Origin of the sequence: Aliiglaciecola sp. 3_MG-2023 (assembly GCF_030548205.1) — a bacterium.
Classification (GTDB): Bacteria; Pseudomonadota; Gammaproteobacteria; order Enterobacterales; family Alteromonadaceae; genus Aliiglaciecola.
The window spans coordinates 25122-41948 of the sequence record NZ_JAUORV010000022.1 but is presented as its reverse complement, the minus strand read 5'-3'; the positions used below and the strand labels follow the sequence as shown (position 1 = coordinate 41948).

17 protein-coding genes are annotated in these 16827 nt (G+C 40.9%); 5 read left to right on the top strand and 12 right to left on the bottom strand.

Annotation, left to right across the window (positions count from 1 at the left end):
* Positions 1-10: 10 nt before the first annotated feature.
* The 5 genes from cysN to putP all read right to left on the bottom strand — a co-directional run bounded on the left by cysN (position 11) and on the right by putP (position 5415).
* Positions 11-1420, bottom strand: coding sequence for a sulfate adenylyltransferase subunit CysN (cysN, locus tag Q4574_RS19920; protein WP_303477037.1), 1410 nt, complete (start codon positions 1418-1420; stop codon positions 11-13).
* 3 nt (positions 1421-1423) lie between these two features.
* Positions 1424-2209, bottom strand: coding sequence for a 3'(2'),5'-bisphosphate nucleotidase CysQ (gene cysQ, locus Q4574_RS19915; RefSeq protein ID WP_303477035.1), 786 nt, complete (start codon positions 2207-2209; stop codon positions 1424-1426).
* A complete protein-coding gene (gene cysC / locus Q4574_RS19910) occupies positions 2209-2805 on the bottom strand; it encodes an adenylyl-sulfate kinase (protein WP_303477033.1) in 597 nt (198 codons plus the stop codon). The genes cysQ and cysC overlap by 1 nt, the downstream gene beginning before the upstream one ends.
* Positions 2805-3719, bottom strand: coding sequence for a sulfate adenylyltransferase subunit CysD (gene cysD / locus Q4574_RS19905; protein WP_303477031.1), 915 nt, complete (start codon positions 3717-3719; stop codon positions 2805-2807). Before cysD ends, cysC begins: the two co-directional genes overlap by 1 nt.
* Before the next feature lie 184 nt (positions 3720-3903).
* Positions 3904-5415, bottom strand: coding sequence for a sodium/proline symporter PutP (gene putP / locus Q4574_RS19900; protein ID WP_303477029.1), 1512 nt, complete (start codon positions 5413-5415; stop codon positions 3904-3906).
* A 160-nt stretch (positions 5416-5575) separates the two neighbouring features.
* Between putP and Q4574_RS19895 the strand changes: the two genes are divergently transcribed.
* Complete coding sequence (locus tag Q4574_RS19895; RefSeq protein WP_303477027.1) at positions 5576-6025, top strand: GNAT family N-acetyltransferase; 450 nt, start codon at positions 5576-5578, stop codon at positions 6023-6025.
* 80 nt (positions 6026-6105) lie between these two features.
* Here the strand turns inward: Q4574_RS19895 and ychF are convergent, their stop codons facing one another.
* From ychF to Q4574_RS19880, 3 genes are read right to left on the bottom strand one after another with little or no spacing between them, the layout of a single operon-like run.
* Positions 6106-7197 carry a redox-regulated ATPase YchF gene (gene ychF, locus Q4574_RS19890; protein ID WP_303477025.1) on the bottom strand — a complete coding sequence of 364 codons (1092 nt, stop codon included), beginning with the start codon at positions 7195-7197 and terminating at the stop codon, positions 6106-6108.
* A 48-nt stretch (positions 7198-7245) separates the two neighbouring features.
* Positions 7246-7830: an aminoacyl-tRNA hydrolase gene (gene pth, locus Q4574_RS19885; protein ID WP_303477023.1), complete on the bottom strand. Its 585-nt coding sequence runs from the start codon at positions 7828-7830 to the stop codon at positions 7246-7248.
* A 5-nt stretch (positions 7831-7835) separates the two neighbouring features.
* Positions 7836-8477 carry a 50S ribosomal protein L25/general stress protein Ctc gene (locus Q4574_RS19880; protein WP_303477020.1) on the bottom strand — a complete coding sequence of 214 codons (642 nt, stop codon included), beginning with the start codon at positions 8475-8477 and terminating at the stop codon, positions 7836-7838.
* Positions 8478-8762: 285 nt separating this feature from the next.
* Between Q4574_RS19880 and Q4574_RS19875 the strand changes: the two genes are divergently transcribed.
* The gene (locus Q4574_RS19875; RefSeq protein WP_303477017.1) at positions 8763-10085 is read left to right on the top strand and encodes an amidohydrolase family protein; all 1323 of its coding nucleotides are present in this window, start codon (positions 8763-8765) and stop codon (positions 10083-10085) included.
* Positions 10086-10164: 79 nt separating this feature from the next.
* Here Q4574_RS19875 and Q4574_RS19870 read toward each other — a convergent pair whose 3' ends face one another.
* The 4 genes from Q4574_RS19870 to lolB form a co-directional block, all read right to left on the bottom strand.
* Positions 10165-10572 carry a hypothetical protein gene (locus Q4574_RS19870; protein WP_303477014.1) on the bottom strand — a complete coding sequence of 136 codons (408 nt, stop codon included), beginning with the start codon at positions 10570-10572 and terminating at the stop codon, positions 10165-10167.
* Positions 10573-10716: 144 nt separating this feature from the next.
* Positions 10717-11664, bottom strand: a complete 948-nt coding sequence (locus tag Q4574_RS19865; protein WP_303477011.1) for a ribose-phosphate pyrophosphokinase — start codon at positions 11662-11664, stop codon at positions 10717-10719.
* 105 nt (positions 11665-11769) lie between these two features.
* Positions 11770-12642, bottom strand: coding sequence for a 4-(cytidine 5'-diphospho)-2-C-methyl-D-erythritol kinase (ispE, locus tag Q4574_RS19860; protein WP_303477008.1), 873 nt, complete (start codon positions 12640-12642; stop codon positions 11770-11772).
* Positions 12639-13247 (bottom strand): lipoprotein insertase outer membrane protein LolB, encoded by a 609-nt coding sequence (gene lolB / locus Q4574_RS19855; protein WP_303477006.1) that lies wholly within the window; start codon positions 13245-13247, stop codon positions 12639-12641. Before lolB ends, ispE begins: the two co-directional genes overlap by 4 nt.
* A gap of 189 nt (positions 13248-13436) precedes the next feature.
* Here lolB and hemA point away from each other — a divergent pair, with 189 nt between their 5' ends.
* From hemA to prmC, 3 genes are read left to right on the top strand one after another with little or no spacing between them, the layout of a single operon-like run.
* Positions 13437-14699, top strand: coding sequence for a glutamyl-tRNA reductase (gene hemA / locus Q4574_RS19850; RefSeq protein WP_303477004.1), 1263 nt, complete (start codon positions 13437-13439; stop codon positions 14697-14699).
* 11 nt (positions 14700-14710) lie between these two features.
* On the top strand, positions 14711-15799 hold the full coding sequence (gene prfA / locus Q4574_RS19845; protein WP_303477002.1) for a peptide chain release factor 1: 1089 nt from the start codon (positions 14711-14713) through the stop codon (positions 15797-15799).
* Positions 15789-16649, top strand: coding sequence for a peptide chain release factor N(5)-glutamine methyltransferase (gene prmC / locus Q4574_RS19840; protein WP_303477000.1), 861 nt, complete (start codon positions 15789-15791; stop codon positions 16647-16649). Before prfA ends, prmC begins: the two co-directional genes overlap by 11 nt.
* Positions 16650-16827: the final 178 nt, after the last annotated feature.

Below are 16827 nucleotides of genomic sequence, written 5' to 3'. Positions count from 1 at the left end.
GTATAACTAATTATAATTTAGTTATATCAGTGGCATTCCAGTGAGGAAAATGTTTTCTAACCAAGGTATTAAACTCAATTTCAAACTCTGAAAATTGATTAGTGGCAGTCGTTGCCTGGGTTTGTTCGATTATCATGCCCGCACCCACAGTTCCATTTGTTACTCTGTCGATAATAATGAACGCACCGGTAGCACGATTTTCCGTGTAAGGGTCACAGGCTACTATTTGCGTAAGCTTGATATTAGCAACGGCAATTTCATTTAGGTTCAAATGCACAGCATCTTTCTTTTCCATGGTATTCACATCAATTAAATAATTGATATTCGTAACCGACCCAGGTACAAATTTGGTTGCGAATTTGAAACCATATTGCTTATTAGGAATAAGTGCTTCTTCATCCATCCAAACCAAATGGGTTTTAAATGTGTTCCCATGTAAAGGCAGATTATCCGACTTCACAATCATATCACCACGAGAAATGTCTATTTCATCTTCTAAGGTTAGGGTAGTTGTAAGTGGAGCGTGAGCAAGCTCTTGCTCACCTTCAAAGTTAACAATTGATTTTACGGTTGATTGTTTACCAGAAGGTAGAGTGGTTACCTTATCGCCAACTGCAATTTGACCAGAAACAACAGTACCGGCAAAGCCTCGGAAGTTGAGGTGAGGGCGGTTAACATATTGCACTGGGAATCGGAAATCATCTAAATTTAAATCTTTATCAATTTCTATATTTTCCAATGCTGTCATCAAAGTATCGCCAGTATACCAAGGCGTATGCTCACTCTTATTGACCACGTTATCGCCATCTAGAGCCGATAGTGGGATAAAACTAATATCAGGGATATCGAGTTGTTTTGAAAATTCTAAATAGTCTTGTTTAATCTCTTCAAAAACAGTTTGACTGTAATCCATCAAATCCATTTTGTTGATAGCCACGATAACGTGTTTTATACCCAACAAAGAAACCAAAAACGAATGACGACGAGTTTGGGTTTTCACGCCAGCGCGAGCATCCACTAAAATAATCGCCATTTGGCAGGTAGATGCACCTGTTACCATGTTACGAGTATATTGTTCGTGTCCTGGGGTGTCAGCAATAATGAATTTGCGCTTGTCAGTAGAAAAATAGCGATAGGCTACATCTATTGTTATACCTTGCTCACGCTCAGATTGCAGTCCGTCAACTAGTAGCGCTAGGTCGACTTTTTCACCAGTTGTTCCAACTTTTTTGCTATCTTTGGTGATTGCGGCAAGCTGATCTTCATAGATCATTTTTGAGTCGTGTAGTAAACGTCCGATAAGTGTACTCTTACCGTCATCAACGCTACCACAGGTTAAAAATCGAAGAAGATCTTTTTTCTCATGTTGATCTAAGTATGACAATATATCTTGTTGTAATAATGTGTTTTCGCTATTCATATTTTAGCAACTCACCAAAAAATAAGGGTTTAATACAGAATCTTTTTGATTGTAACGTAACGCTGGAGCGTCGGGATCCAAAGGGTTCTCTGAAGTAATCACAGTGACTTTACCGCCAGCAGCTTCAACTACAGCTTGTGCTGCCCCAGTATCCCACTCAGACGTTGGTCCTAACCGAGGATACAAATGCGCTTTGCCTTCAGCAACCAAACACAGTTTAAGTGAACTTCCCATAGCGACTAACTCAGTCTCACCTGGTAAAGATTCAAGTAACGATGTAATTTCAGGGCTTTGGTGGGAGCGGCTACCAACGACTTGCCATGTTTCACCTTCTTGATGAGGGCTAACTTTGATATCGTTAATTTCTCCGCCATCAATTTTATAAGCACCTAAACCTTCTACACCCACGTAGGTCGAATTTAAGACAGGCGCATACACAACACCTAAAATTGGTTTTCCGGCACTAATTAATGCAATGTTAACGGTAAATTCACCGTTTTTCTTTACGAATTCTTTTGTCCCATCCAAAGGGTCAACTAACCAATAGTCATCCCAAGTTTGTCTCGTTTTCCAGTCGATACTGGCAGATTCTTCAGATAAGATAGGGAGTTCAGAAATTTCCTTAAGACCATCAACAATGATGTGATGAGCGGCTAAATCCGCCTCGGTCAAAGGGCTTTCATCAGACTTTTCGTAAATCGCGAAATCTTTTTTATAAATTTCAAGTATGGCTGCCCCTGCTTTATGGGTTATTTCAGCTACTTGCGTTGCGAGAGCGTGATCAAACATTAATCTAAAAATCCTTTTTCCTGTAGCATCTTAAATAGTAACTCCGCGGATTCTTCAGCGGTTTGACCTGAATACGTTAAGTGGATTTCTGGATTTTCAGGCGTTTCGTAGGCCGAATCAATGCCAGTGAAGTCCTTAATATCGCCTTGACGTGCTTTTTGATAAAGGCCCTTTGGATCTCGCTGTTCGCAAACTTCTATCGGGGTATCCACAAAGACTTCGATAAATTCACCTTCGGACAATAAACCGCGACAAAAATCTCTATCTGCTTTAAATGGGGAAATGAAAGCCGTTAATACAATTAACCCTGAGTCGACAAATAATTTAGCTACTTCACTGATTCGACGAATGTTTTCTACTCTATCTGAATCACTAAAACCTAAGTCACCACATAAACCATGGCGTACATTGTCGCCATCAAGTAAATAAGTATGCTTACTCGCTTCTGCTAATTTTTTTTCTAATAAATTAGCAATCGTAGATTTTCCAGAGCCGCTCAAACCCGTAAGCCATATTACTGACGGTTTTTGTGCTTTTGCTTCGGCTCTGCGTTTTTTGTCTACTTCATGTTGATGCCATACGATGTTGGTAGCCATTAAAAATATCCTTCCATCTTTTTCTTCTCCATTGAACCGGAAGAGTCGTGATCAATCACTCTTCCCTGACGTTCTGACGTTTTCGTCAACAACATCTCTTGGATAACTTCAGGTAACGTGTCAGCTTCTGATTCCACTGCACCCGTTAATGGGTAGCACCCTAATGTTCTGAATCTGACAGAACGCATTTCAGGTACTTCACCTTCTTCTAAAGGCATACGGTCATCGTCAACCATAAACAATACGCCATCTCTTTCAACCACAGGTCTTGGTTTCGCAAGGTACAGTGAAGGGATTTCAATATTTTCTAGATAAATATATTGCCAAATATCTAATTCTGTCCAGTTCGACATTGGAAATACACGAATGCTCTCACCTTTATTAATTTGAGAATTATAAATATTCCACAATTCAGGACGCTGATTTTTAGGATCCCAACGATGGTTATCATCACGGAAAGAGTATACTCTTTCTTTGGCGCGCGATTTTTCTTCATCACGACGGGCACCACCGAAAGCGGCATCAAACTTATATTTATTTAAAGCTTGTTTTAAACCAGCGGTTTTCATTATATCGGTATGCTTTGCACTACCATGGGTAAATGGACCCACTCCCATATCAATCCCTTCTTGATTAATATGTACTAGCAAATCTAGATCGTGCTTTTTGGCCATCTTGTCACGAAACTCTATCATTTCGTGAAATTTCCACGTGGTATCAACGTGTAAAAGAGGAAAAGGAATTTTGCCGGGAGCAAAAGCTTTGCGGGCAAGGTGTAATAATACTGAAGAGTCCTTACCTACCGAATAGAGCATTACAGGGTTATCGAATTCTGCAGCAACTTCTCTGAAAATATGAATACTTTCAGCTTCAAGCTGTTTCAAATGAGTCACTGACGGAATAGAGTTAGTCATGTTTATTTTCCACGTAAATTCAAGCGTTAGACAAAATACTTATATGCATAGAACCATAACATAGTTGGCAGCAAAATAGGTATGACCATTTACTATATTTAGCAACAAAATGGTTTAAAAAAACAAAAGACGAACAGTATGTAAATACAGTGTTCGCCAAATGTTGTTTTTATGTAATTATTTTCTAAAGATTCTTTAATTCACTATCAACGGTATCGAAAGTCTGACATATGCTCTCTTTAGGCTTGGCTGTCATTAAGCTGACACCCACAGTGAAAACACAACTAACGATAAAACCAGGGACAATTTCGTAGATGACAGCGCTCAATGCCTGTCCATCAATTGTTAAGTCCGCAAAAATCCAAATTAGTACTGTGATTGCACCCGTTATCATTCCAGCCAATGCACCGGCAAAAGTCATACGTTTCCAATACAGGCTAATAATGACTAAGGGACCGAAGGCTGCGCCGAAGCCAGCCCATGCATTGCTCACTAGGGTAAGAACAGTACTATCTCGGTCGTAGGCCAGTATCACTGCCACAAAGGCAACTAAGGCCACTGATATCCGTCCCACCATCACCAACTCTTTTTGACTGGCACCACGACGCAAAAACGCTTGGTAAAAATCACCAGTTAATGAACTTGAGGTAACAAGAAGTTGAGATGAAATGGTACTCATAATTGCCGCTAAAATTGCCGCCAGTAAAAATCCACCTACAAATGGATTGAATAATAATTGCGATAACACGATAAAAATGGTTTCGGGATCTTCAATATTTGTCTGTGTCTTGGTCATGTATGCTAAACCAAATAATCCCGTCGCTACTGCACCGGCTAAAGAAACTATCATCCAGCTCATACCAATCCGTCTTGCGACTTTCATATCCTTCACATGTCGGATAGCCATAAATCGCACGATTATGTGTGGCTGTCCAAAGTATCCGAGCCCCCAAGCTAATAACGAGATAATGCCAATGGCCGAGAGTGCCTGTCCTGTGGATGCATCAACCCACAGGCTCATCATATTCTCGCTTACATCTGATATCTGTTGAGTGGCTTCGCCTATGCCGCCCACTTCGAAGAGGACCACAACTGGGACCATAATCAGGGATACAAACATGATACAGCCCTGCACAAAGTCGGTCATACTCACAGCCAAAAAACCGCCAAACAGGGTGTACGCAACCACCACACCCGCGGTCACATATAGGCCAGTTTCATAGGTCAAACCAAATGATGATTCAAAGAGTTTTCCGCCAGCAACAACACCGCTAGAAGTATATAGGGTAAAAAACACAATAATGACGACTGATGAAATAACTCGGAGTAAACGACTTTTGTCTTCAAAGCGATTTTCGAAATAGTCTGGGACGGTAATTGAATTATTTGCTACTTCGGTATAAACCCTCAGTCTAGGCGCAACTAATATATAGTTGAGAAATGCACCTATAGTTAAACCAGCGGCGATCCAGATACTTGACAGTCCAGATACATACATTGCACCTGGCACCCCCATTAACATCCAGCCACTCATATCTGATGCACCTGCAGATAAGGCTGTCACTTTAGGGCTCAACGTCCTACCACCAAGCATGTATTCTGTCATGTCGGATGTGGACTCTTTAAAGGCGTAAAGACCTATTCCAAGCATCACGATAAAATACACAGTAAGTGATATGAGTGTACCTAATTCCATTGAAAATCCTTTGTTTTTTAATATTTATCTCTGTATTAGACGATCTATGCTAACAAGCATAGCGGTGGCATACTAGGGGCATCCTGATCCACCGTAAAAATATTATGACAGGTGAACACCTTTAGCGATTAATATTTAAGCACTCCGAGTTAACAGTTTTATGAATTATTCTTTTTATGATTTTGCCCAATTGAGTGCAAACCAGCTTTATCAAATTTTACGATTACGCCAAAACGTTTTTGTTTTAGAGCAGAAAAGTTTCTATGACGACATTGATAATTTAGATCAACAGAGCAAGCATCTTTGCGTCTATTCAAACACACAACAACTGATGGCTTATGCACGCCTACGGTTAGTTGGTGATCCTGCAACAATAGGAAAAATTGAACGAGTTGTCGTAGACAGCCATGCTCGTGGCCAGGGGATAGCAGCCAACATGATGGACGAAATTATGGCCTACTTTCAAAGAGATATGGAGGTTCGTGATGTTAAGTTATCTGCTCAGGTTGAGGTGATTAATTTCTATGAAAAATGGGGTTTTAACGTAACAGGCGATAGCTATGACGACGGTGGCATAGAGCATAAAGATATGGTGATTTCCCTCAACTAGAAAAAGATATTATTTTGTTGAGGTTACTAAAAAGGCCTAATTAATAGGCCTTTTTAGTATCAAATTAAGTTTAGATGATGTTAGACGTTAAAACGGAAGTGAATAACATCGCCGTCTTTTACAATGTAATCTTTGCCTTCCAAGCGCCATTTCCCAGCGTCTTTGGCACCTTGCTCACCTTTAAACTCTACAAAGTTGTCGTAACCGATTATCTCAGCTCGGATAAAGCCTTTTTCAAAGTCTGTGTGTATTTTACCGGCAGCTTGCGGAGCGGTTGACCCTTCAGGGAAAGTCCAAGCTCTTACTTCTTGTACTCCAGCGGTAAAATAAGTTTGCAAGGTTAATAAACTATAACCTGCACGAATAACACGGTTCAAACCAGGTTCAGTTAAGCCTAATTCTTCCATGAATTCCGCTTTTTCTTCATCATCCAATTCGGCTATTTCAGATTCAATTTCTGCACAAACGGCAACAACTACAGCATTTTCTTGTTCAGCGATAGCGCGAACTTTATCTAAGTAGGGGTTATTTTCGAACCCGTCTTCGTTAACATTCGCCACATACATGGTTGGTTTGAGCGTCAACAAATTCATATAACTAATTGCAGCTAATTCCTCTTTTTCTAACTCAACTGCGCGAAGCAACGTCCCTTCATCTAGAGCCGGTTTAATTTTTTCTAACACTTTTATTTCGAATTTAGCGTCAGCGTCACCACTCTTTGCTTTTTTACCCACTCTGATAAGTGCTTTTTCAACACTTTCTAAATCGGCAAGGGCGAGTTCTGTATTAATGACATCAATATCGTCTTGGGGATCTACTTTGCCCGCTACATGCACAATGTTGTCATTTTCGAAACAACGCACTACATGTCCGATAGCATCGGTTTCACGAATGTTCGCTAGGAACTTATTTCCTAGTCCTTCACCCTTAGATGCTCCAGCAACCAGCCCGGCGATGTCCACAAATTCCATGGTAGTGGGAATAGTACGTTTGGGCTCTACAATTTCAGCCAGTGCTGTCAATCTTTCATCTGGCACAGGGACAACACCTGTATTGGGTTCAATTGTACAAAACGGAAAGTTAGCCGCTTCTATGCCGGCTTTGGTTAATGCATTGAACAACGTTGATTTTCCGACGTTGGGCAAACCAACGATTCCACATTTAAAACCCATTTGGTGTTCCTTAAACTATTTGGCGCTCAGATTATCCGGCGTATGCTGTTATTCTACTTTGAATGAATGAAGGCGATTCATCGCTTTTTTCAAATCATCTTTTAACAAAATTTCGGTACAACGCAATGCTTCGTCAATTGCTGCATCGATTTTTTCTTGATCTTGTTGTGACGCTTTTCCTAACACATGGCCAGTCACTCGAGATTTATCACCTGGATGACCAATACCTATGCGAAGTCGTAAAAAATCTTTAAAGTTTCCTAATTTTGACACTATATCCCTGATCCCATTTTGACTGGAACTGCCGCCTGTTTTGAATTTTGCTATACCAGGAGGTAAATCAAGTTCATCAAAGGCAACCAATATACTTTCAGGGGGGATTCGATAAAAACTGCTTAGTGCTGAAACTGCCTGACCACTTTTATTCATATAAGTGGTAGGGATAAGTAATCTAATATTCTGCCCAGCGTATGTAAAGCGGCCAGTATATCCAAAAAATTTGTTTTCCAACTTGAGCGTGCACCCAAATTGCTTTGCCAGTGCTTCTACAAACCATGTACCGGCATTGTGGCGTGTGTTTTTATATTCGGGGCCTGGATTTCCCAGGCCCACAATAAGTTGAATGTCAGACAAGCAACTTATTCCTCAGGTGCAGCTTCTTCAGAATCGTCTTCTTCAACTTCGTCTGCACTAGGTCCTTTAGCTGTCTTAATTGTTGCTACAGCTAAGTCATGTGACTCACCTTTAGCAAGTTCAACTAATACAACACCTTCAGGAAGCACTAGATCTGACAAGTGAACCGTTTCACCTAGGCCAACAGGCTCTAAGTTAACTTCGATGAACTCTGGAAGAACGCCAGGTAAACAAGTTACTTCAACATCATTCATGTGATGCTCAGCGTGGCCACCTTCAGTTTTAATTGATTCAGCTTTGTCTTCGTTGATGAAATGAAGAGGTATATTGGTCGTTACTTCTTTATTTTTGTCAACACGCAAGAAATCAATGTGTGTAACTTTTGGTTTAAACGGGTGACGTTGCATATCTTTAACAAGTGCGTCTACTTTTTCACCAGCAATATCAAGGGTAAGAACGTGGCTATAAAAAGCTTCGAATTCTTGTGCTTGGATTACTTTATTGTGAGCTAGTGTAAGTGATACTGGTTCTTTACCAGCACCGTAAAGGATAGCAGGAACTTTGTCTTCACGACGTAGGCGGCGGCTCGCACCTTTCCCCAAGTCGGTACGTACTTCTGCATCCAAGTTGAAAATTGCATCAGACATTTTGGAACTCCAAATTAAATAATTAAGTTTTGTTGTTTCTTGCGACCAGAAACAACATAAATACAAGCATTGCTTGCCACCCATTGAAAACGGGCGCAGAAGTCTACCACTAGAGTGGATACTTAACAAGCATTTAGGGCGTTATTGCAGTGACATTGTAAGATTTTGAATCATTCGTAATTCTAGGGTAGTTTTACACTTAATGTCTTTTTCAAAACAGCGAGTATTTTTATGATTTATCTCAGGTATTTATTAATAATATTGTGCGCCAGCATAACAAACACAGTGGCTTATGCAGAACAAACTGCATTGGTTGGGGGGCGCTTAATCGATGGTTTCGGACATCAACCTATCGCCAACAGCGTTATTTTAGTTAAAGATGGCATTATTCAGCAAGTGGGCACTGTAGCAACATTGCCGGTGCCCAAAGGCTATCAAATTGTCTCCACAGAAGGAATGGATGTGTTGCCGGGCTTATGGGAAAACCATGCCCATCTAATGCTCAATGGTCACTCAGATTACGAACATTGGGATAAAGCTTACATAAACCGTTTAGCCGATGAGATTATGCCGGCAAGTGCAGTGCAACTATTGTTAGCAGGGATCACCAGTGCTAGAGATTTAGGCGCACCTTTAGATGATACCATCAGTGTCAAAAAGCGCATCGAAGACGGATCTATTCCAGGGCCCAATTTGTATGTGTCAGGGCCGTTTTTACAACATGAAGCTTATCCAGGAACGGAGCAGTTTCGCTGGGGAATCGATGGTGTACGTGATGCTAAACGAAAAGTAGACAAGTTAGCCGATGCAGGCATGGATATTATTAAATTAATTGACCAAGACAAAATGGAATTAGAAGAAGCCCAAGCTATCGTCGATCAAGCTCATAAAAGAGGAATGAAAGTGGTTGCTCATTCCCATCGACCAAATGAAATTAGACGAGGCCTTCAAATTGGGGTTGATAACTTTGAGCACACAGGTTTAACAACCTCTCCAGAATACCCAGAAGATATAATAACCATGCTCAAGGAGCGAACAGCGACAGGGCGTGTTGCAGGTGGACCTTTATTTTGGACACCCACCGTAGAAGGGTTGTGGAATTATCCTGCTACCGTTGCAAACCCAGAAAAGCTGGACAGCCATTGTTGGAAGCGCGGTTTAAAAGAAGACACTATTGCAGATATAAAAGGTTCGTTAAGAAATGTCGGACAATTGGATTACATGCAGCTCACTCCCTTACGTAAACCTACCTTAAAACGCAAAATTGCCCAGTTGAGAGATGCAGGTGTGGTTTTTCTAGTTGGCACAGATAGTGGTATTCCCGCTAAGTTTCACTGCCAAAGTACCTGGAATGAAATGGCAGTTTGGGTAGATGAAATGAATATTAGCGCAATGGATACGATTCGAGCCGCCACTTATTGGCCAGCAGTTATGATGGGTGTCCATGATAAGACGGGGACTGTATCAGCGGGTAAAGCGGCGGATATCATTGCTGTTCATGGTGATGTTTTACGTTACATCAACTTATTACAACGAGTGGATTTTGTGATGAAAGCAGGGGTGATATATAAATCGGACGGTAAGCCGGTAGAAGCAAATTTAAATTAACTTGAATATCAATTGGTCTAATATTCTGTAAGAGCCCGAAATTACTCGGGCTCAACTCAAACACTAAGTTTAATCCTGCCTACCAACTGTTTCCTTGCTCAACTTTGCTGCTATCGATTTCTACGGCTTCAACTACTTTTAATACTTCACCATATTGTTGAAAGGTTAAAACGTCCGTTAATACATACCCCTTCACCTGTACTACCATGCCATTTTTCAATAGTGCTTTATTTATGCCTCGTGGCATGTACTTTTTACCATCATTGGCGTCTAAGCCAAAAAAACCACCTTCCATGCCTTTGTGGACAATAGTGCCAGTAATGGTAAGCATTGCAGGTTCCTCTTGTGATGTTTCACTTGGTTTGGCTTCTTTTAACTCTAAATTAGACTTAGGATCAAGATCTGAGGGTGAACCTGTGTCGGCAGTATCAGTGCCAGAACAACCTGCAAAAAAGGCTATAGAGAGTAAACACAATAATCTATTCATTTATATCCCATTAATAATGTTTTGGACAATACAACCATGTATAGCATGATAGTTTGACAATTACATTTTATAAAAGTGCATAAAAAAAGCCGTTGGATCGCTAAATCAAACGGCTTTATGATAGTTCATTATCGCGTTTAAGGGTTAATACTCAAACATGGCTGAAATGGATTCTTCATTGCTCACACGACGAATTGCTTCAGCCAGCATGTTAGACAAGGTGAGCTGTTTTACTCGGCTTAGTGCTTTTATATCATCTGCTAGGGGAATACTATCTGTGATGATAATTTCATCAATCACTGAATTTTGAATATTTTCCACCGCATTTCCAGAGAAAATAGCATGGGTTGCATAGGCATAAACGTTTCTGGCACCGTGAGCTTTCAATGCCTCAGCCGCTTTACCTAAAGTACCACCAGTGTCAATCATATCGTCAACAATGATGCAATCTCGATCATTTACATCACCAATGATGTGCATAACCTGTGCGACATTGGCTTTAGGACGACGTTTATCAATAATCGCTAAGTCGGTGTCATTGAGCAGTTTTGCCATTGCTCGTGCTCTCACAACTCCGCCAATATCTGGAGATACAACTACTGGATTGTGAAAATCACGTTGGCGCATATCGTCTAGCAATATAGGCGTACCAAACGCATTGTCTACTGGCACATCGAAGAAACCTTGTATTTGTTCTGCGTGCAAGTCGATGGTCAAAACTCGGTCAACACCCACATTCGATAAGAAATCAGCAACAACCTTAGCGGTGATAGGTACACGTGCCGAACGAACTCGTCGATCTTGACGTGCATAGCCAAAATAAGGAATGACGGCAGTAATACGACCCGCAGATGCACGACGAAGCGCATCGATCATAACGATCAATTCCATTAGGTTATCATTGGTAGGGGCACAGGTAGATTGAATGATAAAAACGTCAGAACCACGTACATTTTCATGTATTTCGACGCTTATTTCACCATCACTGAAGCGGCCCACACTAGCGTGGCCAAGTTTAGTATAAAGTCTATCTGCTACTTTTTGGGCGAGTTCTGGTACAGCATTACCAGCGAAAAGCTTCATGTCCGGCACAAGAAATTTCCTCAGTGCGAAAGTGTTAAGGGTAACCAATAATTAGATTGGTTCATCGCGTTTCAGGGTTGCCGCGAGCTTAGTCTAGATTGCGTTTGTCAGCAGTTAAGCCGAGGTTAATTGCATTTTAGCTAAATACTCATGTAAGGGTGATGTATTAATACCTTTTGCGACAAACGCCTGACAATCTTCAGGCAAGATTCGTTTAACCTGCTCAGCTTGTTCGATCGTGTCAAAAACAGAAAATAAGCAAGCTCCTGTTCCTGTCATTCTCGACGGCGCGTATTCTAACAACTGACGTAATAAATTTGCAACTTTAGGATAGCGATCACAGACTAATTTTTGGCAATCGTTGCGAGTTTTTGCAAATTTGTAGTCCTGCCACTCAATTTTAGCTGAATTTCGGACTAAATCATCTGCTGCAAAAATTTCCGCCGTGGAAACGTGGCAATTGGGAAATACAATCAAATAATAAGGCGAAGAAAGCTCTGTTGGCGTTATTTTTTCACCCACCCCTTCTGCGAATGCTGTTTTACCATGAACAAATATAGGGACATCTGCACCTAGGGCTAAGCCTAAATCTGCCAACTCGGAAAACGACAAATGAGTTTTCCAAAGGGCGTTTAGGGCAACTAGGGTTGTTGCGGCATTGGAAGAGCCGCCGCCAATCCCGCCTCCCATGGGAAGCTGCTTATCTAACCAGATATTACAACCTAAAGTGCTGCCAGAACGCTGCTGTAATTGTTTAGCTGCTTTAAAAATTAAATTGTCTTGTTGAGCAACGCCTTCTAGAGCAGTTTCTAAGGTAATGATGCCGTCATTAGTAACTTCAAAGGCTAATTGATCACCTATATCCACCAGTTGAAATAGGGTTTGCAATAAATGATACCCTTTTTCATTTTGGCCATTAATATGTAAAAAAAGGTTTAATTTTGCAGGGCTGGGCCACCAATGTTTAGGTTTAGTGCGTTGTGTCATTGCATTTTCTGCCAAGAAGATATTTTAATTTTAATTTGATTCGCAACATTTTGCGTGTTGGTGAGTTGTATTAAATGGGGTAACCACAGGCCTTCGACTTTTTGGTAATCTGAAAAAGTGAGTGTCCATGGTACACACTCTCTACATTTAGCCTCTAACTGGCTGACTAAACCGAATTCATCGTAAACAACGTTATCTTTTTCGGTATGTTGCCCTTTAACCCAAAGCCCGAGTTTTTCAACCGGAATATTCCAACCTGTGACCCTAAAAATTAATCTGTTTGCATCGGTGTCGGTATAGGTTTGGTCATCAACTTCCAATGATGTGTAATTATCGTCACTCTGCATTTTTAGGATGTTAGTACCAATAAAGGTATTTAATTGTAAATCAAATTGATTAGTACCTTGCTGCCAATTCATGTAAGCACTGACTTTTTCTTCTTCACTTTTAAATGCTAATCGGCCTTTTATTTTCCAATTTGTTAAATTTGAAAGTTGTTGTTGGTGGCGTTCGCTGTTGATACTTTGGTTTATTTTAGTTGAGGTGACACAACCTGATAAAACAAGTAAGAGCAAGCAAGCCGTTACGACATAAATTGGTTTCATGCAAAGTACCAAATTGTGTATTAGTTGATGTTTTATTCGTTTATCAAGGCATTTGATAAAAAAACAGCTAAAATTGAATTGGATTATACATATATATGGGAACACAGAAGCTCCACTACTTTCAATAGTTTTGGCTTTTGCGTACAATGCCGCTCCCAATAATGTTGCACGGTTGACTCGCATTTCTCAATGACACTGATTGCTGTAGGAATTAATCACAAAACTGCCCCCGTAGTGTTACGGGAAAAAGTAGCCTTTCCCGTGGAGTCCATGGTGGAAGCGCTTGCCTCTTTGCGAGAGCAGTTGGGTGCGCAAGAGTCTGTTATTTTATCTACATGTAATCGTACTGAAATTTATATTTCAACAGAGCACTCTTTAGCCGATAAGTTGATCCAGTGGCTTGCGACATTTCATAATTTGGATAGCAAAGAACTTATTTGTCATAGTTATCTGCTAGAAGATGATGAAGCCATTCGCCATGTAATGCGCGTGGCCAGCGGCTTAGATTCATTAGTTTTAGGCGAGCCTCAGATTTTAGGGCAGGTGAAACAAGCCTATAGTAATGCTAAGAATTATGGTGCCGTAAGTAGCCAGTTTGAAAAGTTATTTCAACATACATTTTCAGTGGCGAAGAAAGTAAGAACCGAGACAGACATTGGTGCAAACGCGGTTTCAGTTGCCTTTGCCGCCGTTCAGTTGTCTAAACAAATATTTTCATCCTTAGCGAAAACTAAAGTACTGTTAATTGGTGCAGGAGAAACCATAGAGTTAGTTGCCAAGCACCTGACAAATAGCGGAGTGAACAAAATAACCGTAGCTAACCGTACTTTAAGTCGTGGAACTGAATTAGCGGAGCAAATACATGCTAATGTTATTACCCTCGCGCAAATTCCTAACGTATTACATGACGCCGATATTGTAATTAGTTCTACAGCTAGTACGTTGCCCATAATCGGTAAAGGAATGGTGGAAAGTGCATTAAAAGATCGCAAACATAAACCTATTTTCTTTGTCGATCTTGCAGTTCCAAGAGATATAGAGACGGAAGTGGCGGACTTAGATGATGCATATTTATATTCAGTCGATGATTTACAACATATTGTTGAACAGAATTTAGCCAGTCGTCAGCAAGCAGCTGATGATGCCGAGTTAATTATTAAAGAGCAAGCTCAGGTATTTAGTAGTTGGCAAAATTCATTACAGTCAATTGATTCTCTGAAGTTGTTTCGACAGCAAAATAATGACGTTAAAATTAAATTACAACAGCGTGCTTTAGGTCAGTTAGCCGAAGGCAAAGATCCGCAAGAAGTCGTGATAGAACTATCAAATAAGCTGACCAATGCGTTACTTCATGCGCCAACCAAGGCACTAAGCCGTGCTGCATCAGAACAAGACCAAGATACATTGTCTTTGCTTCGGCAAACCTTGGGTCTGGATGTCGAAAAAGAATAAACAGGAAAACCATGAAAGATTCAGTAGTCAGTAAATTAGAGACACTCATTGAACGATTCGAAGAAGTTCAAGCGCTATTAAGTAACGCAGAAATCATAGCGGATCAAAATAAGTTTCGCGCCTTATCGAAAGAATATTCCCAATTAGAGGGTGTGGTTAAAGCCTTTAAACAGTATCAGCAAGCCCAAGAGGATTTGGCTTCTGCTCAAGAAATGATGCAAGAAGATGATGCAGAAATGCGCGAGATGGCTCAAGAAGAGTACAAAGAAGCTAAGTCGAATATTGAAAGCTTAGAAAACGAACTGCAGATATTGTTATTGCCAAGGGACCCCAACGACGATAGTAATTGTTTCTTAGAAATTCGAGCCGGTGCTGGTGGTGATGAAGCTGCAATTTTTGCCGGTGATTTATTTAGAATGTACAGCCGCTACGCTGAAACACAAGGTTGGCGCTTGGAACTTATCAATGCTAACGAAGGTGAGCATGGTGGTTACAAAGAAGTAGTAGCGAATATTATTGGTGACGGTGTATACGGAATTATGAAGTTTGAGTCAGGTGGACACCGGGTACAACGTGTTCCCGAAACAGAGTCTCAAGGCCGAATTCACACCTCTGCCTGTACCGTCGCTGTATTACCTGAAATTCCAGAATCTGAAGCCATTGAAATCAATCCTGCTGATTTGAGAATTGATACCTTTAGAGCATCTGGGGCAGGGGGACAACACGTTAATAAAACCGACTCAGCAATTCGTCTAACTCACATTCCTACTGGCGTAGTGGTGGAATGTCAGGATGAACGTTCCCAGCATAAAAACCGTGCGAAAGCTATGTCGGTATTACAGTCTAGATTGACACAAATTGAAGATGACAAACGTGCAGCGGAAGAAGCTTCTACGCGCAGAAATTTAGTTGGAAGCGGGGATAGATCGGAACGCATACGCACCTATAATTTCCCACAGGGGCGGGTGACGGATCACCGAATTAACTTAACTTTATATAAATTGGATGACGTAATTGCTGGTGATGTGAATGCGCTGCTTGAACCCATTAGGCAGGAACACCAAGCCGATTTGTTAGCCTCTTTGTCTGATGGAAGCTAATGAACATTTGAGCGCGGGTGCAACTGTTGCTGAACTGCTAGCTTGGGCTTTTCAGCAGCTATCGGCTGGCGAGAGTCCGAAAACAGACGCTAGACTGCTATTGGCTCATTGCCTGGACCAATCTTCTACCTATCTTATGACATGGCCAGATAAGATTGTTGAAACGAGTATCCAAACACAATTTCAGCAACTAGTAATGCAACGTAAAATGGGTCATCCTGTTGCCCACCTAATAGGTACCCGATATTTTTGGACCCTGAGTCTTGAAGTCACCCCGGATACCTTGATCCCTCGACCGGAAACCGAATTATTAGTCGAGCAAGCATTACAATTGCCTATAGGTCCAAATGCCAAAGTGCTAGATTTAGGTACGGGAACTGGCGCGATTGCGTTGTCTCTAGCTTATGAAAAACCAACATGGCAGGTGATAGGTGTAGACATTGTTGACGATGCAGTCGCGCTGGCTAAACGTAACGCTATTGCAAATCAATTACCCGATGTTAAATTTCTGCAAAGCAGTTGGTTTACTCATTTAAGCGCTAAAACCTTTGATTTGATAGTAAGTAACCCTCCTTATGTGGAAAGTGATAGTCAGTATCTTTCACAAGGAGATGTTCGTTTTGAGCCTATAACTGCGTTAACCGCAGGTAAGGATGGTTTAGATGATATTAAAATTATCATTGAGCAATCACTTGCTCACCTAAAAAAGGGAGGTTGGCTAATGATAGAACACGGATACAACCAAGCAACTGAATTAGCAACTTTATTTACCCAATATAAATATACCAATATTTTTCATAAAAAAGACCTAAATAATCAACCGCGCATAACCGCAGCGCAAAAACCTTAACCAAATCAAGAGAACAACTGATTTCCCATTCGAGTCAGCCCTGCCTTGTGACCCATGTCGATTAGTTTTGTTAAAATAACGAAGACACCCATCATAAGAAAAATAACGATGACACCCATCATAAGAATAGCAAGGACGCCCATCATTTGACCCAAAGTTACTAAGCTCAATCTAGTTT